Source organism: Pseudotamlana agarivorans (assembly GCF_001642835.1).
Classification (GTDB): domain Bacteria; phylum Bacteroidota; class Bacteroidia; order Flavobacteriales; family Flavobacteriaceae; genus Pseudotamlana; species Pseudotamlana agarivorans.
This window is the reverse complement of sequence record NZ_LXEI01000006.1, coordinates 215,944-239,439: the sequence shown is the minus strand read 5'-3', so window position 1 is coordinate 239,439 and position 23,496 is coordinate 215,944. Positions and strand designations below refer to the sequence as shown.

17 protein-coding genes are annotated in these 23,496 nt (G+C 35.4%); 8 read left to right on the top strand and 9 right to left on the bottom strand.

Annotation, left to right across the window (positions count from 1 at the left end):
* Positions 1-69 precede the first annotated feature (69 nt).
* Complete coding sequence (locus A6I66_RS09040) at positions 70-1,758, bottom strand: histidinol-phosphatase HisJ family protein (protein ID WP_067148047.1); 1,689 nt, start codon at positions 1,756-1,758, stop codon at positions 70-72.
* A gap of 202 nt (positions 1,759-1,960) precedes the next feature.
* Between A6I66_RS09040 and A6I66_RS09035 the strand changes: the two genes are divergently transcribed.
* The 4 genes from A6I66_RS09035 (at position 1,961) to A6I66_RS09015 (ending at position 8,151) form a co-directional block, all read left to right on the top strand.
* Positions 1,961-4,507: a DUF559 domain-containing protein gene (locus A6I66_RS09035; RefSeq protein WP_067148044.1), complete on the top strand. Its 2,547-nt coding sequence runs from the start codon at positions 1,961-1,963 to the stop codon at positions 4,505-4,507.
* A 114-nt stretch (positions 4,508-4,621) separates the two neighbouring features.
* Positions 4,622-5,203, top strand: coding sequence for a tRNA-(ms[2]io[6]A)-hydroxylase (miaE, locus tag A6I66_RS09030; RefSeq protein ID WP_067148041.1), 582 nt, complete (start codon positions 4,622-4,624; stop codon positions 5,201-5,203).
* A 369-nt stretch (positions 5,204-5,572) separates the two neighbouring features.
* Complete coding sequence (locus A6I66_RS09020) at positions 5,573-7,738, top strand: endonuclease MutS2 (RefSeq protein ID WP_067148036.1); 2,166 nt, start codon at positions 5,573-5,575, stop codon at positions 7,736-7,738.
* On the top strand, positions 7,735-8,151 hold the full coding sequence (locus A6I66_RS09015; RefSeq protein ID WP_067148031.1) for a thiol-disulfide oxidoreductase DCC family protein: 417 nt from the start codon (positions 7,735-7,737) through the stop codon (positions 8,149-8,151). The genes A6I66_RS09020 and A6I66_RS09015 overlap by 4 nt, the downstream gene beginning before the upstream one ends.
* Before the next feature lie 11 nt (positions 8,152-8,162).
* Here A6I66_RS09015 and A6I66_RS09010 read toward each other — a convergent pair whose 3' ends face one another.
* From A6I66_RS09010 to aroC, 6 genes are all read right to left on the bottom strand, one after another.
* Positions 8,163-9,203, bottom strand: coding sequence for a glutathione synthetase (locus A6I66_RS09010; RefSeq protein ID WP_067148028.1), 1,041 nt, complete (start codon positions 9,201-9,203; stop codon positions 8,163-8,165).
* A 68-nt stretch (positions 9,204-9,271) separates the two neighbouring features.
* On the bottom strand, positions 9,272-11,110 hold the full coding sequence (locus tag A6I66_RS09005; protein WP_067148025.1) for a flavohemoglobin expression-modulating QEGLA motif protein: 1,839 nt from the start codon (positions 11,108-11,110) through the stop codon (positions 9,272-9,274).
* Positions 11,107-11,940, bottom strand: a complete 834-nt coding sequence (locus A6I66_RS09000; protein WP_067148022.1) for an N-formylglutamate amidohydrolase — start codon at positions 11,938-11,940, stop codon at positions 11,107-11,109. Before A6I66_RS09000 ends, A6I66_RS09005 begins: the two co-directional genes overlap by 4 nt.
* A gap of 341 nt (positions 11,941-12,281) precedes the next feature.
* A complete protein-coding gene (locus tag A6I66_RS08995) occupies positions 12,282-13,103 on the bottom strand; it encodes a sulfurtransferase (RefSeq protein WP_067148019.1) in 822 nt (273 codons plus the stop codon).
* Between the two features lie 225 nt (positions 13,104-13,328).
* Positions 13,329-14,654 (bottom strand): dicarboxylate/amino acid:cation symporter, encoded by a 1,326-nt coding sequence (locus A6I66_RS08990; protein ID WP_067148017.1) that lies wholly within the window; start codon positions 14,652-14,654, stop codon positions 13,329-13,331.
* 376 nt (positions 14,655-15,030) lie between these two features.
* Positions 15,031-16,092 carry a chorismate synthase gene (gene aroC / locus A6I66_RS08985; protein ID WP_067148013.1) on the bottom strand — a complete coding sequence of 354 codons (1,062 nt, stop codon included), beginning with the start codon at positions 16,090-16,092 and terminating at the stop codon, positions 15,031-15,033.
* Between the two features lie 186 nt (positions 16,093-16,278).
* On the opposite strand from aroC, the gene A6I66_RS08980 reads away from it, so the two are divergent.
* Positions 16,279-17,109, top strand: coding sequence for a UDP-2,3-diacylglucosamine diphosphatase (locus A6I66_RS08980; RefSeq protein ID WP_067148116.1), 831 nt, complete (start codon positions 16,279-16,281; stop codon positions 17,107-17,109).
* A gap of 16 nt (positions 17,110-17,125) precedes the next feature.
* Here the strand turns inward: A6I66_RS08980 and A6I66_RS08975 are convergent, their stop codons facing one another.
* Positions 17,126-20,041: an FAD-binding and (Fe-S)-binding domain-containing protein gene (locus A6I66_RS08975; protein ID WP_067148010.1), complete on the bottom strand. Its 2,916-nt coding sequence runs from the start codon at positions 20,039-20,041 to the stop codon at positions 17,126-17,128.
* Between the two features lie 117 nt (positions 20,042-20,158).
* Between A6I66_RS08975 and A6I66_RS08970 the strand changes: the two genes are divergently transcribed.
* The 3 genes from A6I66_RS08970 (at position 20,159) to A6I66_RS08960 (ending at position 22,267) form a co-directional block, all read left to right on the top strand.
* Positions 20,159-20,590, top strand: a complete 432-nt coding sequence (locus A6I66_RS08970) for an outer membrane beta-barrel protein (protein ID WP_067148007.1) — start codon at positions 20,159-20,161, stop codon at positions 20,588-20,590.
* A gap of 181 nt (positions 20,591-20,771) precedes the next feature.
* On the top strand, positions 20,772-21,740 hold the full coding sequence (locus A6I66_RS08965; protein WP_067148005.1) for a hypothetical protein: 969 nt from the start codon (positions 20,772-20,774) through the stop codon (positions 21,738-21,740).
* A gap of 155 nt (positions 21,741-21,895) precedes the next feature.
* Positions 21,896-22,267, top strand: a complete 372-nt coding sequence (locus tag A6I66_RS08960) for a VOC family protein (protein WP_067148002.1) — start codon at positions 21,896-21,898, stop codon at positions 22,265-22,267.
* A 70-nt stretch (positions 22,268-22,337) separates the two neighbouring features.
* Here the strand turns inward: A6I66_RS08960 and bshA are convergent, their stop codons facing one another.
* Positions 22,338-23,477 (bottom strand): N-acetyl-alpha-D-glucosaminyl L-malate synthase BshA, encoded by a 1,140-nt coding sequence (gene bshA, locus A6I66_RS08955; protein ID WP_067147999.1) that lies wholly within the window; start codon positions 23,475-23,477, stop codon positions 22,338-22,340.
* Positions 23,478-23,496: the final 19 nt, after the last annotated feature.

The window sequence follows — 23,496 nt, the reverse complement described above, 5'->3', positions numbered from 1 at the left end:
AAACACTTTCTTTGATTTTTAAACCATAGAAAGTGTTTTTATTTAATTATACTAGCTTAGAAAGATAACTTAAAAACTATGAAACTCTATTAAATTCGCTTCGTAATACTGATCTCCAAGCTTAGTCAATAAGTTTCGTATTACATGACTATCGCCTTTAACAGCAATAGCAGAATACCCTACATTATTTAAATGTCCTAACCTTAAATCGGCGATATTAATATTTTTAGACGCTAAGGCCGAAAGCAATATTAAAAGAACCCCTGGAGCGTTATTATGCTTTGTTAGGATCACTTTTTCGCTTAATGCTAAATTTAAAGCCACGCCGTCCATTTCTAACAAATAAACACCTTCGCGGTAGTAGTTTGGTAGTTCAGCGTTTTCCTTATACGTCAAATTACTAAACGTTCCCGAATCGGTACCATTTATAAAATCGATAGCACTTTTAACATTGCCATTACCTTCACTTAGTGAAAGAAAAGCCTCTGCCGTACCGTTTTTATTCGATCTTAAACGTGCTGTTTCCACATTAATCCCTTCGGAAGCCAAAGTATTAAACAATGAAGAAATAACACCTGGCTGATCTAAATGCTCTGAAAACAAACCATTGACTTTCTTTCCAGACATTTTAGGAATTTCGTTAGTAACCGTAATGGATTTACCCCATTTTCTAATACGAATGGCGTTATAATCGCCCATCCCTGTTGAGTTCTTGTATAAATCTACAAACTCAGAGAAAGAGCCTCCAAATGAGAAATCTGGAATAATACGGCGTTCTGTGTCATCTAATCGCTGATTTAACAACTCAATTCCCTTGTTTAAAACGGTATATTTTACCTTTAGTTCATGATCGTCGTAAATCGTACGGTTTTCAGGGATAAGCTTCGAATAACTTACATAACTCTCGTAACCTGCTTCCTGTATATATTCTAAACTTTCCTTGTAATTTAAGCCATAGTAGCGTACGTGATGCGTATCGGTACCAACACAAACCGGAATTTGCAATTGGTGCGCACGACGTAAAATACTTTGTACAGGATATACGCCAACACCTTTAAACTTCCCTGCCATATTCACATCTAAAGAAAGGTTTCTATCGGCAATAAGCTCTAAAAGCGCTCTAAACTTATTAGCTAAAGGATGCGAGCTCGTTTCAAAATTAACAAGCGCTTCCGGCATATCCACATTCAGTTTTGGCAAATCGATATGTCCGATAATTTGAATCATATCTCCAAAACATTCAATCATTTGAATCATTTCATTGAAATAACCATCCCAATACGCTTCCAAACTTCCTCTAAGTTTCAGCAGTTCTTCAGCCTCTTCTTTCGATCCATCATAAGGTAAACCTTCAGGAGCAAAGTGTACCGATCCAATAACGTAATCGGCATCTTCCGCTTGAAAAATCTTAGAACGACTCCATTGTAAACCTAAGTCTGGCCCCATCCATTCCAGCTCGACACCAAATTTTATATTGATTCTCCCAGCGTATTTCTTACGTAAATTAGCTATACGTTTGGGATAGTTTAAATAAGATCTGTTTCCACGAATAAACTTAACATTCGTATCTTTTTCAGCCGTATATCTAAAATTTGTTAAACGCGGTGAGTGAATAATAAAAGTAATACTTGGGTTTTTCGCTTCAATGGCTTTATCAATAATATCCTCTAGTTTATCGATACCATGCTTTACGTGATCTTGTTCGGTACCCGCATGAATACCATGCGTTTCCCATATAAATTCGTTGAGTTTTCTCATCAATCTATCTAACTTTAAAATCGTCTATTTTTAAGAACAACAAATTTAACCATTGCTATAGAATTAATAACAAACATTTAATGCTTTTAGTTAAAATTCATTAATCTTCTAAATTCTCAAAATAAAATTTCAAAAATCATCCAGATATTAAGAATTCAATAAGGGTTTTCATTTTATTTTTATTGATTAAATTCGCCTCGTTATGTCTGTAAACCTACAAACTCCCATAGATTATTTAAAAGGCGTAGGCTCGAGTCGAGCCGATTTATTACGCAAGGAGCTTGGCATACATACCTTTCAGGATTTAATCAATTTATTTCCAAACAGATACATAGACCGCACCCGCTATTATAAAATAAATGAATTACAGCAAACCAATGCTGAAGTTCAAGTTATTGGCAAAATAACAGGTTTTAAGGAAGTCGCTCAAAAACGAGGCAAACGACTAGTCGCGACCTTTCAGGATGACACAGGCACAATGGAATTGGTTTGGTTTCGCGGACAAAAATGGATTCGTGAGAGCCTAAAAGCAAACAAACCTTATGTCGCTTTTGGGAAATGCAACGCCTTTGGAAATAAATTCAGTATGGCGCATCCCGATTTAGAGCTAGTAGAAGAGCATGAAAAAAATATTCGTTCGGCCATGCAACCGGTATATCCATCTACCGAAAAATTATCAAATCGAGGAATAAGCAATCGGGTTTTATGTAAAATCATGCAGCAATTATTTATCGATTCTGGCGGAAAATTTGCCGAAACTTTACCCGAAAATATGCGCTCAGAATTACACTTAATTAGCAAATCATCGGCGCTTTTTAATGTGCATTTTCCTAAGAGTTCGGAGCTACTTTCTAAGGCACAATTTCGACTAAAATTTGAAGAATTATTTTACATTCAACTGCAATTAATTATTAAAAATTTAGTGCATAAATCGAAAATAAAAGGACTCCCATTTACGAAAGTAGGTGACTACTTTAACACCTTTTTTAGCGAGCAATTACCCTTCGATTTGACAGGTGCACAGAAGCGTGTTTTAAAAGAAATTCGTGCCGATTTAGGGAGCAATGCGCAAATGAACCGCCTTTTACAAGGTGATGTGGGTTCTGGGAAGACCATTGTAGCCTTCATGTCAATGCTCATGGCACTTGACAACGGTTTTCAAGCCTGCTTAATGGCCCCAACTGAAATTTTGTCAGTCCAACACTATAACGGATTACAAGAACTATGTAAACCATTAAATATCAGCATTTTACTGCTTACTGGTTCAAGTAAAACTTCAGAAAGACGAAAAATTCACGAATCGCTAGAAAATGGTGAATTACAAATCTTAATTGGCACTCACGCCCTTCTTGAAGACAAGGTGAAATTTAAAAATTTAGGCCTTGCTATTGTCGACGAACAACACCGTTTTGGAGTTGCTCAAAGAAGTAAATTATGGCGGAAGGGCCCGACAAGCCCTCCTCAATCCTCCCAAAGGGAGGAAGCCAAAAAGGTACTTCAAAAATACATGACGGCCAGACCTTCAACTTATAAATTATTAAAGGAACTTCAATCTGAAAACAAAAAAAACAGCACTCAAGCAGAACAAATTTTATGGGAATGTTTAAGAGGTAAAAAACTCGATTTAAAATTTAGAAGACAGCATATCATTGATGAATTTATTGTTGACTTTATCTGTATTGAAAAAAATCTAATTATTGAAGTTGATGGCGGTTATCACAACACGATTGAACAAAAAGAAGCCGATGATTTACGTACTAAAATTTTAAATGAAATAGGTTTTAAAGTTATTAGGTTTACCAATGAACAAATAACCGGCGACATTGATAATGTTTTAGATTATATTGAAAAGCAACTAAAAAGTCTCCCTTCTGGGGAGATTAGAGGGGCTTCCATCCCACCACACATTTTAGTGATGACCGCTACCCCTATTCCACGAACTTTAGCCATGTCGGTTTATGGGGATTTAGACATCTCTATAATCGATGAATTACCTCCAGGAAGAAAGGCTATAAAAACGGTGCATCGCTTCGATAAAAATCGCCTGAATGTATTCCGATTTATTAGAGATGAAATTGATAAGGGCAGACAAATTTATATTGTATATCCGCTTATTCAAGAGAGCGAGAAAATGGATTATAAAGATTTGATGGATGGTTATGATAGTATTGCGAGAGACTTCCCTATGCCAAAATATCAAATTTCCATTGTTCATGGCCAGATGAAACCAGCCGATAAAGAATTTGAGATGCAGCGGTTCATTAAAGGTGAAACACAAATTATGGTAGCCACGACGGTTATTGAGGTTGGTGTTAACGTTCCTAATGCCTCGGTTATGATTATCGAAAGTGCCGAGCGTTTTGGTTTATCGCAATTACATCAATTACGCGGACGTGTGGGGCGTGGTGCCGAACAGAGTTACTGTATTTTAATGACGGGGCACAAACTTAGTGCCGACAGCAAAACCCGCATGGAAACCATGGTTAGGACCAATGACGGCTTTGAAATTGCCGAAGTTGACTTACGTTTAAGAGGTCCGGGAGATATTATGGGCACCCAACAAAGTGGCGTTTTAAACTTAAAAATTGCAGATATCATCAAGGATAACGACATATTAAAACACGCCAGACATCAAGCAAAAAACCTATTGAAAACAGACCCTAAATTGGCGCTTCCAGAAAACCAAGTGGTATTAAACACCTACAAACAGCTTACTAGGTTTAAAAACATTTGGAATTACATCAGTTAAGTTTATGATGCTTTGGGATACAGAAATCTGTTTTAATGCTACAATGCCATTGTAGATTTCCAACTTCACTAGAATAACAAAAAATTAAAATTCCTACTTTTACAAAAAAAAGATATGCTTGGTTTAAAATTAGCAACAGACCCACGCTGGGTTAATATTGTAGAATCTAACATAGAAGAAATATTAACAGACCACGCTTGGTGCGAGCAAAAAGCTGCTACGAATGCCATAACTATTATCACATTAAATTCTGAGCATACCGATTTGGTTACCGAACTCTTGGAACTGGCTAAAGAAGAATTAGAGCACTTCCAAATGGTTCATGATATCATAAAGAAAAGAGGCTACACTTTAGGGCGTGAGCGTAAAGACAGTTATGTTAATGAGCTTTATAAGTTTATGAATAAAGGCGGAAACCGTGTGCAATCTATGGTAGATAGGCTTTTATTTTCGGCGATGATTGAAGCTAGAAGCTGCGAACGTTTCAAACTACTCTCTAAAAGAATTAAAGACCCCGAACTTTCAAAGTTTTATCATGATTTAATGATTAGTGAAGCCGGTCATTACACAACTTTTTTAAAATTTGCACGTCAATACGGTCAAGGTGTCGATGTTGAAAAACGCTGGAAAGAACTCATTGATTTTGAAGCGGAAGTGATTCAAAACTACGGAAAAAGTGAAACCATTCATGGTTAAACGCTTTTTAACAAAGTATTCCCAGAAATTCATTTAAAAAGGCCATCTAAATGTCTTTTAATTTAGTTTTGTCAAGTTAACCCGGTCGAAACCCCTATAAAAATAGGTATATGAGGATATTTCGACAAATTCAACACAACAGAGATATCACATTTTAGACAGCCTTAACTCACTGATTGAAGTTTGATTGATGACACTTTTGTCGAGTTTCAAGGTATTTATATTTTAGACTCCAATGTGTTAGTGTTTTGTTAATTACCGATACCACACTGTTAATTAACAGTTTACCGAGATTCAAATTCATTAAAATCTTCTCAAACAGATTGATTAACTTTGCAATCCTTAAAACAAGTGAGGCAAACATTACGCATGATTCATATTCATCAAAAAACATTACAAGATTTAGAATTTCAAACCGTTTTACAGCAAGTTAGCGAACATTGTGTTACGCCACTTGGACATGAAAAAGCTTTAGAAATTTCACCATATAAAATAAAAGAAGAACTCCTTTTTTCTTTACAATTAACACATGAATATGTGGCCTCGTTTTATAACGATAACCGCATTCCAAATCACGGCTTTGATGCCATTACCAAAGAGCTTAAGCTTTTAAAAATAGAAAACACCTTTTTAGAAGTTCATGGGTTAAAAAAAATTGTAGCCATGTCGGTTACAGTTAACGATATCCTTATTTTTCTAAAAAAGTTTGAGGAATACTATCCTAATTTATATCAGTTTGCTTCGCATATAGAAGTTACCAAACTGCTTATTGAAAAAATTAATAGCGTTGTCGATCGTTTTGGAGACATCAAAGACAATGCATCCCCTTTACTACAGGAATTACGACAGTCGATTAATAAAGTTAAAGGAAAAATCAATGCCAGTTTCAGTTCGGCCTTAAACACCTATCACGGATTAGAATACTTAGACGATATTAGAGAATCGGTGGTAGACAACAAGCGTGTTTTGGCGGTAAAAGCCATGTATCGTCGTAAGGTTAGAGGATCAATTATGGGTGGTAGTAAAACAGGGAGTATTGTTTATATCGAGCCAGAAACCACGCTTCAGCACACCAGAGAACTTAATAATTTAGAATATGAGGAACATGAAGAAATCATTCGTATTCTAAAGGAAGTTACCGATTATATTCGTCCGTTTTTACCTTTACTAAACGATTATCAGAACTTTTTAATTGATATCGATGTCATTTCCGCGAAAGCGAAATACGCCAGATCGTTAAATGCAATACTTCCAGAGATTTCGGATGAAAAAAGCATGTTTTTACGTGATGCCTACCACCCGATACTCTATTTAAACAATTTAGAGAAAGGCGAAAAAACATTTCCTCAAACCGTCGAACTCCAACAAGACAGTCGTATTATTGTGATTTCGGGACCGAATGCTGGAGGAAAAAGTATCACATTAAAAACAGTCGGTTTACTTCAAGTTATGCTTCAAAGTGGGATGTTAATTCCAGTTCACGAACGAAGTAAAGTATGTTTATTCGATAGAATTTTAAGTGATATTGGTGATAATCAATCTATTGAAAATCATTTAAGTACTTACAGTTACCGCTTAAAACAAATGAATTATTTTTTAAGAAAGTGTAATAAAAACACACTATTTCTTATTGATGAATTTGGAACAGGCTCTGACCCAGAACTTGGTGGTGCCCTTGCTGAAACCTTTTTAGAAGAATTTTACCATCGTGAGGCCTTTGGAATTATTACTACCCACTACTCCAACTTAAAGATTCTGGCTAATGAAATGCCACACATGCTTAACGCTAACATGCTTTTTGATGAACGCACTTTAGAGCCTTTATTCAAATTGGTTATCGGTCAGGCCGGAAGTAGTTTTACATTTGAAGTCGCGCAGAAAAATGGTATTCCATACGGATTAATAAACCGTGCTAAAAAGAAGATTGAGCGTAGTAAAGTACGTTTTGATGCTACGATAGCGAAACTTCAAAAAGAACGCTCTAAACTTGAAAAAACAGGTCAGTCGTTAAAGTTAAACGAAAAGAAAAAGCTCGAGGAAGCTGATAAGTTAGAAGAAATAAATGCTAAAATTCAAAAGAAACTAGAAAGTTACCAAGAATTGTATGATAGTAATCAGCGTTTAATTTACTTAGGACAAAAAGTAAATGATATTGCCGAAAAATACTTTGAAAACAAGCAGAAACGCGAATTAATGTCGGAGCTTTTTAAAGTGGTTCAAATAGAAAATTCGAAGCGTAAAAAAGTTTCAGCTAAGCAAAAGAAGGTCATAAAAGCCAAAGTGCAAAAAGTGAAGCAAGAAGCTGAAAAGAAGGTTGAAGTGATTCGACAAAAGAAAAAAGTCGCTAAGCAAAAAGCTATTGAAGCGCCTAAACCTAAACCAACCTTAAAACTTGGCGATCGCGTACGCATGGAAGATGGCCGTTCTATTGGTACTATTGATAAAATTGAAAAAAATAAAGCTGTTGTGAATTATGGCATTTTCACGACTAATGTGAGTATAGACCAATTAGAATTGGTGGAAGCAAAAAAATGATAGATTTACCAAAACATAAACAACTTATTCTTTTTGACGGTGTTTGCAACCTCTGTGACAGCAGTGTGAAATATGTTATAAAACACGATAAGGACAACCGTTTTATGTTTGCGGCGTTACAAAGTGAGATTGGCAAAAAAATTATTAAAGCTTATAACATTGACACCGAAAAAACGGACTCTATCCTACTCTACAGCCCTGAAAAAGGCATTAGCTACAAATCTACCGCAGCTTTAAAAGTGGCGTTAAAATTAGGGTTTCCACGAAATTTAATGGGCGTGTTTTTAATCGTCCCTGCCTTTATTAGAAACGCTGTTTACGATTTTATTGCAAAAAATCGTTATAAATGGTACGGTAAAAAAGACAGCTGCATGATTCCCACGCCCGAGTTAAAAGCTAAGTTTTTAGATTAATCTGAAACTAACTAAAGGGTTGCTAATCTAGAATTATACAAGTAATCTTTATACATACTTTTGTAATATACTTTTTTCTCTATAGCCTCTATAACAGGGGTACAAAAATCAACGTCATACATGTCGCTAATTATATTTAACCCTCCTGGACTAAATACATTAATTTCCATGAGTTTATCACCTACAATATCCAAGCCCACCATAAACATACCATCCTGAACCAATTTTGGACGAACCAGGTCGGCAAGTTCCATAATTTGATCGTTCATTTTCACGGCTACCGGTTTACCTCCAGCGTGAATATTACTTCTAATATCTCCTGAAGCATTAACACGTTGCATAATAGCATACTTTCCATCTACCTGTAAAGCCTCTCCGTTAACCATAAATAATCTAATATCACCTTTAGAGGCTTCAGTTAAATATTCCTGAGCTATAACAAAGCCATCTCTACAAATAGCATCAATAGTTTGTGTTAAGTTGTGTTCATTTTTTTTATCCATCATAAAAACATTTGTACCTCCAGACCCTTGTAAAGGTTTCAAAATCATTTTCTGCTTTTGATCTTGAAAAAAGGCTTTAATCTCATTATGATCTCGAGTTACAATGGTTTTCGGTCTTAAAATCTCAGGAAAATGTTGGAAATACATTTTATTAACTGCGCTAGCTAAGCTACTAGGATGATTAAGCACTAGAACATCGTTACGCATGGCAATCTCACCAAAAATATAAGCTGCATTTTGAGCCCAATCGCGCTTATTAATTTCATCTGCAGGATTGTTTCTTAAAAACAGCACATCCAAATCTTCCGAACTTACTTTAGTAAAGTCTTGTTTTTGAACAGCTTTAAAATACGTTTCTTGGGTATTAAAATTTGAATCTTTAATGGTTTTACAACGAATAGACAAATGCCCTTGTGAAGCATATGACAATTCTCCTACAGCAATAAAATAGACTTCATGTCCGCGTTTATAGGCTGCATATCCCAAACCAGGGGTTGTAAAATTTTCCTTTTCCGTTTGGTGATCGTTTATTATAAATGCAATTTTCATATGTTTTAGCTTAATCGTTGATACCAATAAAGGTAAAACTCCTAAACAAGACGAGTTAACTGTAAAACTTAATTTATTAACTCGGTAATCTCTACATTTTTCCTCAACCGATTAAGTCTAACCCTAACAGCCTCTCGCTCTAAAAACCTGGGCAACACAGGTGCTTTAAGCACTTTTCTACTCAAAAGTTCTTCAATAATTTTAATATGATGCACATTAAATTTTCCGGTATACAGGGTTTCAAGCGCTCCGCCTTGTTTCAAATATTTTAATACATCAAGAACTCCCGCAAGGTATACCGCATCTTTTGTTAATCCACCACCACGATACACACGCATGGCCGTATTAAAGGCAACGTATTCCGAAAATCCATAATTACGATTTAAAAGTTGGAAGGTTTCAATAAATGTAGCACCAGAAATCATAGCATTTACAGCCATCACACGACCTGCCAACAATCGCAATCTATTTACAGTTAAACCACCTACAAGGTATTCGGTAACTACTGCAATACCTTCTTGAAATTGATCGTATCCCTCGAACCCCTCGTACATTTGTTGTAAAGGTTGCTGTTTACCATTACAATAGGTTAAAATATGCGTGCTTATTTCATGCTGAATTAAAGCATCGCATCGCCTAGTATCTAAAGTCATTTGATCATTCATTAATAACTTTGATTTTGAAACCATAATACCAGCAATATCATCTCTAATTTCAATTTTTAATTCCATGTCTGGGAACTTTTCACTGTAATAATCCAATTCTTCTTGAGCATATTGAGCAAATTGGTAGCTGTTGTAACGCTTTCCTTGCAAGGCGCTTGAAGCTTTTGGGTAGGTCGTTAATATTTTTTCAGCTGCTTCCAAAACATCGGGTTGAATAGAACCATACAAGCTTTTGCTTAAGTGCAGAAAGTTTTCTGTACCACGCTCCTCCAACATGATAAGTTGCTTTTCTATTTCCAAGCGTTTACCTCTTAAAATAAAGGCAATGGTCGGGTCTTCAATTTTATCGATAGGGATTTCGTAAAGTTTCCGTTTTTTTAATTCAGGATCTAAAGCAATCAATCGGTATTTAAAACTGGGTTCCTTTTTAAAATCGTTTTTTACAAATTTCTCCCATTCTTCATTGCTATTTACCGGTGTTGTTCGTAATAGAAAATACATATCCGAACTTATTGAAGCCAAATCTTCATCTGCTTGTCTTGTAATCGCATCGACATGGGTTTTCCCAAGCATAAGATAATTTTTGAAGTCATCGGCATTTTGAATTCGTATAAACTCATAAGCAGCTCGCTTTACAGTTTCAGAAAATACCGTGTAAAATTCCCTAAAAAACAAGGAATACAATTCGTTAGTTTTGGAGTTTTTGTAAATCACTGGCACCATAATTCCTAAAATCAAGGTTCCTGTTTTCTTGGAAGCTCGATCATTTAATAAAGGTTCCAAATGTTTCGGGTGACGCATTTTTTCAACCTCCATACGACACGAAATATTAGGATAAGCACTATTTAAGGACTCGAAACCTTTTTGAAGCGCATTAAGTGTTCCTGGATCTTTTACTTTCGGACAAAATATCTTGAATTCAGTGGCATCTGGATTGTTGTCTGGCCAAAATTCTAGGATTAAGAATGCCTCAAATTTCTTTTCCATAATGAGGCGAATCGCTTCTATTAAATGTGATAGATTAAGCGTTTCGTCGGCAATGATATATGAAGCCTGCGTTTTTATTAACCTTGAAAAATAAACATCAATTTTATCAAATCTATAAATACAAATAAAAGGTAAAAGCTTATCGATATGAAGAATGCCATTTTTAGGTAAAACCTCATTAATTGGTCTATCTGAGTCTAAATCGGCGCAAATACCTTCTAAAATATTGGAATCTATATAATTTTCTCTAATCATGAATTTGAATAGTTTTTATAGTTTTCTAGCGCATTTTTAGGCAAAGCGACTTTAAGTTGTTCTTCTACGGTATTAACAATTTCGGGAAACGTGATGTATTTTTTCTCATCTACATAAATCTTCGAAATTTCGGTTGCAAGAACTAAAGTATTCTTAAAATGTGTTGTAATGTATTTAAGGAAATAGCCATTCCCTTGAAAAGTATCATTCACTTTAGCTGTGGATTTAATTTTATAAGGAAATTTGATATTAGAAAGCATCCTACGCCAATTTTTAATAGCATTTTTAAATCGTGAAGTATCAATATTGGCGGTACCTATGTTCCAAGTGGGTACATCTCTTTCCCAACGTTTCCAGTTGTAGCTATGAATATCATACACTGTACAAAATCCGAATTTAGCCTCTAAAGCCTCGATTAATTGATGTACTACCTTATAAAAGTTCGCGTGTTTGCGTAAGCTTTTAGCTTTCATCCGTTTAGACAAAGGCTTAAACCAAAGTTTTTTTCCCCAAGCTGTTTCAAAAACAGCTTCTTCTGGTGCCCGATTTAAGTCGTATTCAAACCTAGAATCACAGCCTGCAATTACAATGGGATGGGAATGAATCATGCTTTTCGTTTCTGGGTCCTCTTCATACCAGCGCTCATACTCGGTATGCATACAATTATCCCATAGTTCCTTTCTAAACTGATGGCCATCGTGTATCGCGGCACATACATAAGGTACATATTTATCGATTTTAATGGTAAAAGCGTAATCTGAAGAAACTGCTTCAAAGGTTTTCCCTTGACCAATTTTACTAATAATGTCTTTTATTGTTAAGCGTTCCATTGTTCATCTGTATGTCCACTAAACCGTTTGAAAATTCACTTTTATTAATGAACTCAACAAGTGCTACATGAGTAACAAACAGGTTTTAGTGCGTTAAGTATGCAACTAAAATTACAATAGTGGCCAACAAAACATAAATGGTATTCGAAAAAATATGAACTGCATAAAACAGTAAAACAGCTGTTTAAAGAGTTTAAACAACCTAACTAATTAAGAAAAAATATTTTAATAATAATGAAGTAGTACGCTGCAAAAGTGACTTATATCAACGCCTTGGACCAACATGAAAAATGGTCTGAGTCAAGCATATCACCCCAGAAATAAAATTAGAATACAAAGGTTTAGCCATCAACCAAACTCCCCCATTCCGTCCAAGAGCCATCATAAACCGATATGTTTTTATAATCGGACATCGTAGCTCCCAAAGCTAAAACGCAAGCGGTAATCCCGGAACCACAAGAAAAGATAATCGGATCGTCTTTTTTTGCTAATTTTTGAAAAGCCTCTTTGATTTCGGATGTAGACTTTAATTTTCCATCGGATAATAAATCCGTAAAAGGTAAATTCACAGAATTAGGAATCGTGCCCATACGCAAACCTTCACGAGGTTCTGGTGTCTCACATTGGTACCTTGCTGCTGAACGCGCATCTATAATGGTGTGTGATTTATTTTCGGAAGCCGCTTTAACATCGTTAAAAAACTGCATAAAACCTGGCTGTAATTCTGCTGAAAAATTACCCTTTTCACCCTGATATGCTGAAGCGGGCTCTATGGTATAGTTCATTTTTTTCCATTCCGGAAAACCACCATCTAAAATTGCCACATTATTATAACCAAAAGCTTTAAACAACCACCAAACACGGGCACTGGAATAAATACCTTTATCATCGTAAACCACAATGGCACTATCGGAATTAACACCTAAAAGCCGAGCTTCTTCTTGAAATTGAGCTTCAGAAGGAAAGGCGCTAGGAAATTCATTTTGAGTATCACTAAATTTTTGTTTGATATCGAAAAAACGCGCCTTCGGGATTTGTTTTGAATCCGCCGTAAACACTTTAGCAATGGTGCCATCTAAAATTACCAAGTTTGATGCATCCAAATGACTATTAAGCCAAGATACAGAAACAACAGGATCGGTTAATGTTATTTTATCGGACATGAGCGTTGAAATTGATTATTTATTATTGCCTATTTATTATTGAAGGGGTGTTGGATTTTGGTTACTGGTTATTTGTTGTTGTTTATTAGTTGATAACATATTGCCTTCTGCATAAAGCATAGAAATATTTATAATTTATTATTGAATGAGTGTTGGGTATTAGTTTTCGGCTTATCGCTTACTCCTAACTTTCCACTTTTAACTTTTAATTTCTAACTTTTAAAATCACCTAACCGCCTCATAATTATCATCCCATTCTTCAGGTTTAGGATCATGTAGCTTTCCTAAAGATTTTGCTACTAACATGGAAACTGTAGCATCACCAGTTACGTTTACTACGGTTCTAAGCATGTCTAAAGGGCGATCTACCGCAAAAATTAAAGCGATTCCAATGGGTAATAATTCCGCAGGAAAGCCAATTGATTCTAACACAATAACCAACATCACTAGACCTGCGCTTGGTACGGCAGCACTTCCTATTGAAGCTAACAAAGCTGTAGCGATAATAACCAATTGATTTGAAAATGTTAGGCCTTCTGGCCAAATAACCTGCATGATAAAAACCGCCGCAATACCTTGATACAAGCTGGTTCCATCCATATTTACAGTAGCTCCAACAGGCAGTACAAAACCAGACACTTCTTTATCAACTCCCAAATGCTCTTCAACACGCTCCATGGTTACAGGAAGTGTTGCAGCACTACTACTGGTAGAAAAGGCTAATAATTGCGCCGGACTAATTTGTTTTAAGAACCACATGGGTGATTTTTTTACGTACACCCCTATTAAAAGTAGGTAGAAACAAATCATTAATAAAAGGCCGCCTATCACACAGAAAGCATAAAAAAGCAGTTTTATTAAAATCTCTACATCGTCGAAAGCAATAATAACATTTGCTAATAATGCGAAAACCGCATAAGGTGCAAAAAGCATGATAAGATCTACCATTTTCATGACCACATCGTTGAGGGAATCGAAAAAATCCACCAAAGGCTTGGCTTTCTTTTCGCCTATTAATAACAAACAAACACCAACAAATAGGGCGAAAAATATGATTTGAAGCATAGAAGCTTCGGCAAAGGATTGAAAAATGTTACTCGGAAATATATCGACCAAAGCTTGTAAAGGCCCGGCATCTTTTTGAGCGCTTGCTTTCATGAGTTTATCGGTAACTCCAGCATCGTTCTCGTATTTTTGTTTAATTTTTTCGATAGTATCCTGAGGCATACCTTCTCCAGGTTTCACGACATTAACTATACTTAAACCGATAACAATAGCCACTAAAGTAGTGGCTATGTAAATCCCAATGGTACGTAGTCCCATGGATTTAATTTTAGAAATATCTTTTAAATCTGAAATTCCTTTAATTAAAGAAGCTAAAATTAAAGGCACGGCAATAAGCTTTAGAAGATTAATAAATATGGTTCCGAAAGGAGCTATCCAGTCTGATACAAACCCCTTTCCACCATTTATAGAATTCATTATAAAGCCAAATATGACTCCTAAAACCATTCCGATAATAATCTTCCAATGTAATGCTAGTTTCTTCATTTGCTATGTTCTTTCTAAGTAGTGAGCAAGATAAGTATTTTTAATTTTTTTGGAATTCGAATTATTGGAAATCTAAATACCTAATCGATCATGTGTTATAAACAGTCAGAAATAAACGTGAGATTTCACATTGAAATACAACATATCATACTAAAACACAACCCATTAACAGACTTACCTAGGTAAACCCATACAGACCTTGATAATTAGGTATAATGACACAAAATAGCCTAGCCCCGATTGAAACGGCATCCTTTTTAAAAACTAAAAGCAACCGAAAATTGAAGGTATACTAAAACCTATATAGATTTATACTATGCCCCGTTAAGCTACAACTTGTTTTTAAAAAGATATAGTGTAAAGCGGGAAATAGCTACTAATGATACATTTTATTAATAAGAAAGAAATCTGTTAAAACCAAAGCAGCCATAGCTTCTACAATAGGTACGGCACGAGGTACAACACATGGATCGTGACGTCCTTTTCCTTGCATTTCTACGGTATTACCGGCTTTATCTATAGTTTCATATTTCTGAATAAGCGTAGCCACGGGCTTGAAAGCCACGTTGAAATAAATATCCATACCGTTACTTATGCCGCCTTGAATACCTCCAGAATAATTGGTTTTTGTTGAACCATCGTTGTTAAACTTATCGTTATGATCGCTACCATACATGGTGCTTCCGTGGAATCCGCTACCATATTCAAAACCTTTAACGGCGTTTATAGAAAGCATCGCTTTACCTAGCTCGGCATGTAGCTTATCGAAAACAGGTTCGCCTAAACCTACAGGCACATTTTTTATCACGCAGCTAACAATACCTCCAACGGTATCTCCTTTTCCGCGAACTTCTTTAATGTAAGTTTCCATTTTCGCTGCCATTTCTTGATCTGGACAACGTACAATGTTAGATTCTATTTTTGTTAAATCTAGTTCGTTATAAGGCTTATTAAGTTGCATGGTTCCAACGCCAGACACATAAGCGGTAATTTCAACATCTTTTAGTACTTGCTTGGCAATAGCTCCTGCTACCACACGACATGCGGTTTCACGTGCTGAACTACGTCCGCCACCACGATAATCGCGAATACCATATTTTTTATCGTAGGTATAATCGGCGTGACTCGGACGGTAACTGTCTTTAATATGTGAATAATCGTGAGATTTTTGGTTGGTATTTTCTATTACAAAACCTATCGAGGTTCCTGTTGTAACGCCTTCGAAAATCCCTGAATGAAACTTCACTGTATCTGGTTCTTTACGTTGTGTTACAATAGCCGATTGCCCTGGTTTACGTCTATCCAATTCGTTTTGTATAGCCTCTAAATCTAATTCGATTCCAGCAGGACAGCCATCAATAACACCCCCTAAAGCAGGTCCGTGTGATTCACCATAAGTCGTTAAGTTAAATAGTTTTCCAAAGGAATTACCAGCCATAATACATATTTTTTGCTAATGTAAATCTATTCTTAGAAATACGAAAACTAAAAAACATAATGCGAATTAATAATTATAAGGAAGGCTTAACAGAGAATTAACAATATTCTGATAATTAGATAATTATGAGTTAATACCCAAATAACACTAAAATATGTTATTTAGATAAACATTTTAAAGCCGTTGATTATTAAAAGAAAAATAGAAATTGCCGTTATTTCCGATGTACATCTAGGCACATACGGATGCCATGCCAAACACTTACTAACTTACCTAAATAGTATTGCCCCGAAAAAGCTCATCCTTAATGGTGATATTATTGATATTTGGCAGTTTAGTAAGCGTTACTTCCCAAAACCACACTTAAAAGTTATAAAAAAAATCATGTCTATGGCAGCGAATGGCGTAGAAGTGATTTATGTAACGGGAAACCACGACGAAATGCTACGAAAATTTAGCAATACTACCATTGGAAATATTTCTATAGTTGATAAAGCTGTTTTAGAATTAGACGGTAAAAAAGCTTGGTTTTTTCACGGTGATGTATTCGATATTTCTATCCAAAATGCTAAATGGCTTGCGAAACTTGGCGGATATGGTTACGACCTGTTGACGCTTCTTAACAAAATGGTAAACTGGTATTTGGAAAAACGAGGAAAGGAACGCTTTTCGCTCTCTAAAAAAGTAAAAAACGGTGTAAAAGGTGCTGTTAAATATATAAACGATTACGAAAAAGTCATTGCTGAAATTGCTATCGAAAACGGTTATGATTATGTCGTTTGTGGGCATATCCATCAGCCGAAAATGTCTTACATAGAAACCAAACAAGGTAGTACAACATACCTTAACTCTGGGGATTGGGTTGAAAATTTCACTGCTTTAGAGTATCAATTTAAACGCTGGAAAATCTATAATTTTAACAACGATAAATTAGCGCCATTCATTGTTCACGACGATTTCGCCGAAATGGAGGTTAAAGATTTAATTGCCGCTATAACGATTGTTGGGCAGGGATAAAAAAACCCTCAAAAAACTACAATACAGCTTCGCTTAAAATTGTTATAGGATGCTTGGCTTCGCGTTGTGCCCCATCTTTAATTTGATGTCTACAACTGGTCCCATTAGCTGCAATTATGATGTTAACCGGAGACTTACGAACTGCTGGAAGCAAGGTTTGTTCGGCAATTTGCATACTTACTTCGTAATGCTCTTTTTCAAAGCCGAAACTACCCGCCATACCACAGCAACCACTTGGAATAATGGTCGCCTTATAATTTCTAGGAAGATTAAGGAGTTTGAAAGTTGACATTTGATTACTCAGCGCCTTTTGATGACAATGGGCATGTATTTTAATCGTTCTAGATTCTGAATTAAATTGTTCTGCTGAAATATGCCCTTTTTCAAGTTCCAGCAATAAAAAATCTTCAATAATATAAGTATGTTGCGCTATTTTTTTAGCTGAAGTTTTATCAGGAGCCAGCATCAAATACTCATCTTTAAACGTATAAATAGCTGAAGGTTCAATACCTAACAAAGGGATTTCTTCTGAAATTAAATCTTTAAAAATAGCCACATTTTGAACAGCACATTCTTTTGCCTGGTCTAGAAAACCCTTCGAAATAAAAGCCCTCCCAGATTCTACGTGGTTTACAAATTCAACCTTATAATTTAAAGCCTGTAATAAGTTTATGGCATCTATACCAATAGATGATTCCAAGAAATTGGTAAACTCGTCAACAAACAAATAAACTGTTTTAATATATTTCTTTTGACTAGTGGGTTGAGCTGGTAAAGCTTTAATGTGCTTCTGTAAACTTTTAGAAGATAACAAAGGCATACTCCTTTCGGGAGCAATACCCAATATGTTTTTAATGACTTTTGAAGTAGCTTCATTTTCGAAGAAAAAATTAGTCAGCTTAGAAACTCCTGAAGTCCATTCATTCACTTTATTGTTGTAAGCAAACAGTTTTGTTCGTAAATCTGTACCATGCTCCTTTTGGTACTGATACAGAAATTCGGCTTTCATCACCGAAATATCCACAGTACTTGGACATTCATTTAAACAAGCTTTACAACTTAAACACAAGTCTAGCACCTCTTTCAATTCCTTATGATCAAAAGGATTTTCGCCAGCTTTGGTATTGGTTAAAAACTCACGTAAAGCGTTGGCACGTGCACGGGTACTGTCTTTTTCATTTCTTGTGGCTCGGTAACTTGGACACATGGTCCCTCCCATTTCTGGAGATTTTCTGCAATCGCCACTACCATTACACTTTTCCGCCTGACGTAAAATACCTTCTGAATGTGAAAAATCTAAAAGCGTTTCTATCTCAGGTTCCACACGATCGGCCTCGTAACGTAGCGATTCATCCATCGGGAAAGCATCCACTACTTTGCCTTGATTGAATATATTTTCGGGATCAAAAACCGTTTTTATTCGTTTTACAATCTCATAATTATCTTGACCTATAATTAACGGAATAAACTCGGCGCGCACAATACCATCGCCGTGCTCACCAGACATAGATCCACCGTATTTTTTTACCAAATGCGCTACATCGGTGGTTATTTGCCTAAAAAGCTTAACGTCTTTGCTAAGTTTTAAATTTAAAACTGGGCGCAAATGTAATTCTCCGGCTCCAGCATGTGCATAGTAAATAGCTTTTTGCTTGTAGCCATCCATTATGGCTGTAAATTCGTTGATATAATTGGCGAAATCTGGTAAGGTCACCGCTGTATCTTCTATACAGGCGGCCGATTTGTTATCACCAATAATATTCCCCAATAATCCTAACCCTGCTTTACGAAGCTCGATGGCTTTATCAATATCGTCATCAAAAAGCACCACGTTGGCGTAGCTCAATCCTTCAAGTGTTAGGGAATTTACCAATTGGTTGGCAGCTTCCATAACCGCTTCTCGGGAATCTGCTTTTAGCTCACACATTAAAATAGCCTCAGGATCCTCAACAATAAACTGTCTGTTTCCCAGCTGCTTCAAATTGTTTTTCGTGCAATCTAAAATCGTTTTATCCATCATTTCACACATGTATAAATGATGTTTCATACAAGTGGTTACTGCGGTTAACGAATCTTCAATCGTTCTAAAATGCGCCGCCACCATAATACGTTCACTTGGTGGTAATTCATCTAATTTTAATGTGATTTCGGTCGTAAAAGCTAAAGTGCCTTCACTCCCTGAAAGTAGTTTACAAAAGTTAAAAGGTTTACTTGAATCATTAAACACCTCCGAATCGATTAACATATCTAAAGCATAGCCTGTGTTTCTACGATGTATTTCTGGCTTTGGAAAATTATCATGAATTTGCTTTTGAACCACTTCAGGTTCTAATTCGTCGAAAATAGACTTGTAAATCTGCCCTTCTAAAGTGTTTAAACGGCATTTTTCACGAAATTGCTCTGGGGTTAAGTTTCCAAAAACCGCCTCATCGCCATTACTTAATATAGTTTTTAATTGTAAAACTTTATCTCTAGTCACTCCAAATTGTATGGATGTGGTTCCCGAGGAGTTATTACCTACCATACCACCAATCATACAACGATTAGATGTTGAGGTGTCTGGTGCGAAGAACAAACCATAAGGTTTAAGATATAAATTAAGCTCATCTCGTACAACGCCTGGTTGGACCGTTACAGTTTTGGCAACTTCATCGATTTTTAAAATACCTGTAAAGTGTTTTGAAACATCGACAACAATACCATCCCCAACACATTGTCCTGCTAATGAAGTGCCCGCTGTTCGCGGGATTAATGTACTTCCCGTTTGTTTAGCATACTGAATAAGTTTTTTAATATCATTGGTATTTTTAGGGTACGCTACGGCTTGTGGTAACTTTCTATAAACCGAGGCATCGGTGGCATAAATTGCTTTTATTAAATCGTCGTACAAAAGCTCTCCAGACAATTCCTTCTTTAAAATACTTAGCGTCATGTTATTAAAAACTTAGTTGATTCTATTAATTTTTATACCAGCTATAAAGATATTAGCAAGTAAGAAATATAGTAAAATTAATGTATATTTATATGATAACTTAAAAACTTAAGACATATGAAAAAATTTAAATTTTTATTTGCTTTTGCTCTTATATTCAGTGTTTCTAGTGTATTTGGACAAGCAAGGAAAGAGTTAAACTTCGGACTGATTGGTGTCAATTACGAAATCCCTGTACATAAAGATGTTACAATAGCTCCTGCTGTAGCAACAAATTTTGATTTAGATTGGATGACTCTTGGGGTGAAAGCCAATTATTATTTCGATCATATTTTTGGTATCACTGATGAGGATTGGGATGTTTATGGAGGTGCAAACGCTGGTTATGCGATTTATATGGGAGACAACGATCATGACACTAGTGAATTTGACATTGGTTTACAAGTAGGCGGACGTTGGTTTTGGAATGAAAAATGGGGTGTTTTTGCCGAAATTGCTGGTGGTACCGTTAATTTTATTCCCTCTGTTGGTGTTACAATGAAATTATAAAACAAAATTTAAAAAAAGACAGATTAAAAAGTTATAAGCATCAATTATATTGCATGTATTCAATGCTTTCAAAAATATAGATTACAGATTCCATTAATTAATGAAAACCTATAACTTTTTAGTCAGTTCATTTTAAATAAAACTTAATTAAATTATTATTTAGTCACTAATTATTAAAATTATGAAAACAAACAAATTTTTAATTCTACTTTTAACTGTACTTGCCTTTACAAGCTGTAAAGACAATAAAGCACAAAATCAGGCTACTGAAGAAACCCATGAAGTAGCAGAAACAGAAACTACAGCATCAACGAGCTCTGCCGATGTTTCTGGAAGCTATATTACCGAAGACTATACAAAACGTGGCGAGGGTTACGATTGGGTAGCTGTACTTGTAAACCAAACAAGTGATAATGATATTAATGTAAAAGTTAGATCTCGAGCTGATAAGAAAAAACCAACTTGTACTTTTGACACTAAAGCCTATAAAAAATCTGATGGTGTTTATTATGCCAATGTTAGTGGAAAAACGGTATTATTTACTTTTAAAGATAACAAATTAAACATTACTACTGAAAATAAGGCTGATGAAGCTGCACTTTACTTCTATTGTTCTGGAGGTGCTACGTTTGCCGGTGATTACTCTAAACTTGACGGTGATCTTGATACTTCACAAATAGATAAGACCGCATATGCTAAAATACTGATGCTACAAGATATCGGATTTAACATTTCTGCAGTTAAAAAAGGTGGTGAAACAGAATTAACCGTTAACGCTTTTGGTTTAAACGAAAACCATGGAAATCCTCAAGTCACTACATTTAAAGGAGATGTTGTTGATGCTCAAGTAGAAGATTTGGATTCTGATGGATCACCAGAACTTGTTGTTTTTACAGATCATAATGGAAAAGGCAATGTTGTGGCTTTCTCAACATTGAAAAAAAATTCTATGATCCCTGTTTATTTCCCTCCTGTTAGCGAAAATTCTAAGATAAGTGAAGGGTATAATGGTGGTGATGAATTTTCATTAATAGAAACTACTTTAGGACAAAAATTCCCAGTTGGCGGAAAAACAAGACAAGTAAGTTACAAGCTTAAAAACGGAGAAGCTGGAAAGGCTTTTGAAGTTACCAATATTTCAGAATATTAGAACTATCGCAACCCATTTGTGGTTAAACTAGTTTAAAAGCTGTTTAAAAATGAAATCTATACTTTTTTAGATTTACTGTTTTTAAACAGCTTTTTTCTTTTATCAATCAATAATTAATATTTGTAACTTTATAGAAAACTATAAATCAACACTATATGAAACTTGGAGCATTTTCTATAAGTTTAAACGTAAAAGACCTTAAAACATCACAAAGTTTCTACGAAAATCTTGGTTTTTCCGTTTTTGCGGGAAGTTTAGAAATGAATTATCTCATCATGAAAAATGGCAATGCGTTAATAGGCTTGTTTCAAGGCATGTTTGAAAACAACATTTTAACATTTAATCCAGGTTGGGATGAAAGTGCAAACGCATTGAAAGATTATGATGATGTTAGAAGCATTCAACAAACCCTTAAAGGTAAAAAGGTCACTTTAAATAGTGAAGCCGATGAGAGCACAACTGGACCCGCTAGCATCGTTTTAACAGACCCCGATGGTAATACCATTTTAATAGATCAGCATGTATAAGTATACTATTTATACATATCGGAATTTGGCTATCAATTTAACTTATTAATTGGAACGCTTCTTTTTTACACTAAAGCGCAAAGCATTTAGATAAAGTATCAGCATAGATCGCTTCGTATTTAGGCACTATGGTGTGTAAATCGAATTTCAAGGCTTCCTTTCTTGCGTTTTCTTTGAATGTTTTTAAAACTTTATCGTCACGCAAAACTTCCAAAGCATTTTTAGTCATATCGGCCACATCACCTACATCACTTAAATAACCGGATTTTCCATGAATATTAACTTCTGGAATACCTCCTGAATTACTTGAAATAACAGGAACTCCAGATGCCATAGCTTCTAAAGCTGCCAAACCAAAACTTTCGGTTTGCGATGGAAGCAAGAACAAATCACTGAAACATAAAATTTTATCAATTTCATTACTTTTTCCGAAGAAAACAACCTTATTGGCTATTCCCAAATCACGACATTGCTGCTCAATTTTTTCTTTTTCAGGCCCCTCACCTATAAACATTAATCTTGCTGGCAATTCCTTTTGAATGTTATAAAACACACTAATAACATCCTGAACCCTTTTTACTGGCCTTAAGTTACTAATGTGTGTGATTATTTTTTCGTTTTCTTTGGCCATCATACCACGCTGGCAGTCGGGCATACCATGCGTTTTATATTTCTCTAAGTCTATAAAATTAGGCACAACATGAATATCCTTTTTAATATCAAACAAGCGTAAGGTATCGTCCTTTAAGCTTTCAGACACAGCGGTTACGGCATCAGATTTATTAATACTAAAAGTTACCGCTGGTTTGTAAAACGGATGACTCCCCACTAAAGTGATGTCTGTACCGTGAAGTGTCGTAACAATAGGTACATAAATACCTTCTTCCTGAAGCATTTTCTTCGCCATATAAGCGGCATAAGCATGAGGAATGGCGTAATGCACATGTAATATTTCAATTTGATGAAGTTTCACCATATCAACCAATTTGCTTGATAAAGCGAGCTCATAAGGTTGGTAATGGAATAACGGATATTCTGGTACCGTAACCTCGTGGTAATGCACATTATGACTTAATAAATCTAAACGAACAGGTTGATTATAGGTTATAAAATGAATTTCATGACCTCTTTTAGACAATTCTAATCCTAATTCTGTAGCTACAACGCCACTTCCACCAAAAGTTGGGTAACAAACTATACCTATTTTCATGTTTTCAATTATGAGTCTT

Coding starts and splice junctions, on each gene's coding strand:
- A6I66_RS09040 (WP_067148047.1), bottom strand. CDS start 1,758: ATGAGAAAACTCAACGAATTTATATGGGAAACGCATGGTATTCATGCG.
- A6I66_RS09035 (WP_067148044.1), top strand. CDS start 1,961: ATGTCTGTAAACCTACAAACTCCCATAGATTATTTAAAAGGCGTAGGC.
- miaE (WP_067148041.1), top strand. CDS start 4,622: ATGCTTGGTTTAAAATTAGCAACAGACCCACGCTGGGTTAATATTGTA.
- A6I66_RS09020 (WP_067148036.1), top strand. CDS start 5,573: ATGATTCATATTCATCAAAAAACATTACAAGATTTAGAATTTCAAACC.
- A6I66_RS09015 (WP_067148031.1), top strand. CDS start 7,735: ATGATAGATTTACCAAAACATAAACAACTTATTCTTTTTGACGGTGTT.
- A6I66_RS09010 (WP_067148028.1), bottom strand. CDS start 9,203: ATGAAAATTGCATTTATAATAAACGATCACCAAACGGAAAAGGAAAAT.
- A6I66_RS09005 (WP_067148025.1), bottom strand. CDS start 11,110: ATGATTAGAGAAAATTATATAGATTCCAATATTTTAGAAGGTATTTGC.
- A6I66_RS09000 (WP_067148022.1), bottom strand. CDS start 11,940: ATGGAACGCTTAACAATAAAAGACATTATTAGTAAAATTGGTCAAGGG.
- A6I66_RS08995 (WP_067148019.1), bottom strand. CDS start 13,103: ATGTCCGATAAAATAACATTAACCGATCCTGTTGTTTCTGTATCTTGG.
- A6I66_RS08990 (WP_067148017.1), bottom strand. CDS start 14,654: ATGAAGAAACTAGCATTACATTGGAAGATTATTATCGGAATGGTTTTA.
- aroC (WP_067148013.1), bottom strand. CDS start 16,092: ATGGCTGGTAATTCCTTTGGAAAACTATTTAACTTAACGACTTATGGT.
- A6I66_RS08975 (WP_067148010.1), bottom strand. CDS start 20,041: ATGACGCTAAGTATTTTAAAGAAGGAATTGTCTGGAGAGCTTTTGTAC.
- A6I66_RS08970 (WP_067148007.1), top strand. CDS start 20,159: ATGAAAAAATTTAAATTTTTATTTGCTTTTGCTCTTATATTCAGTGTT.
- A6I66_RS08965 (WP_067148005.1), top strand. CDS start 20,772: ATGAAAACAAACAAATTTTTAATTCTACTTTTAACTGTACTTGCCTTT.
- A6I66_RS08960 (WP_067148002.1), top strand. CDS start 21,896: ATGAAACTTGGAGCATTTTCTATAAGTTTAAACGTAAAAGACCTTAAA.
- bshA (WP_067147999.1), bottom strand. CDS start 23,477: ATGAAAATAGGTATAGTTTGTTACCCAACTTTTGGTGGAAGTGGCGTT.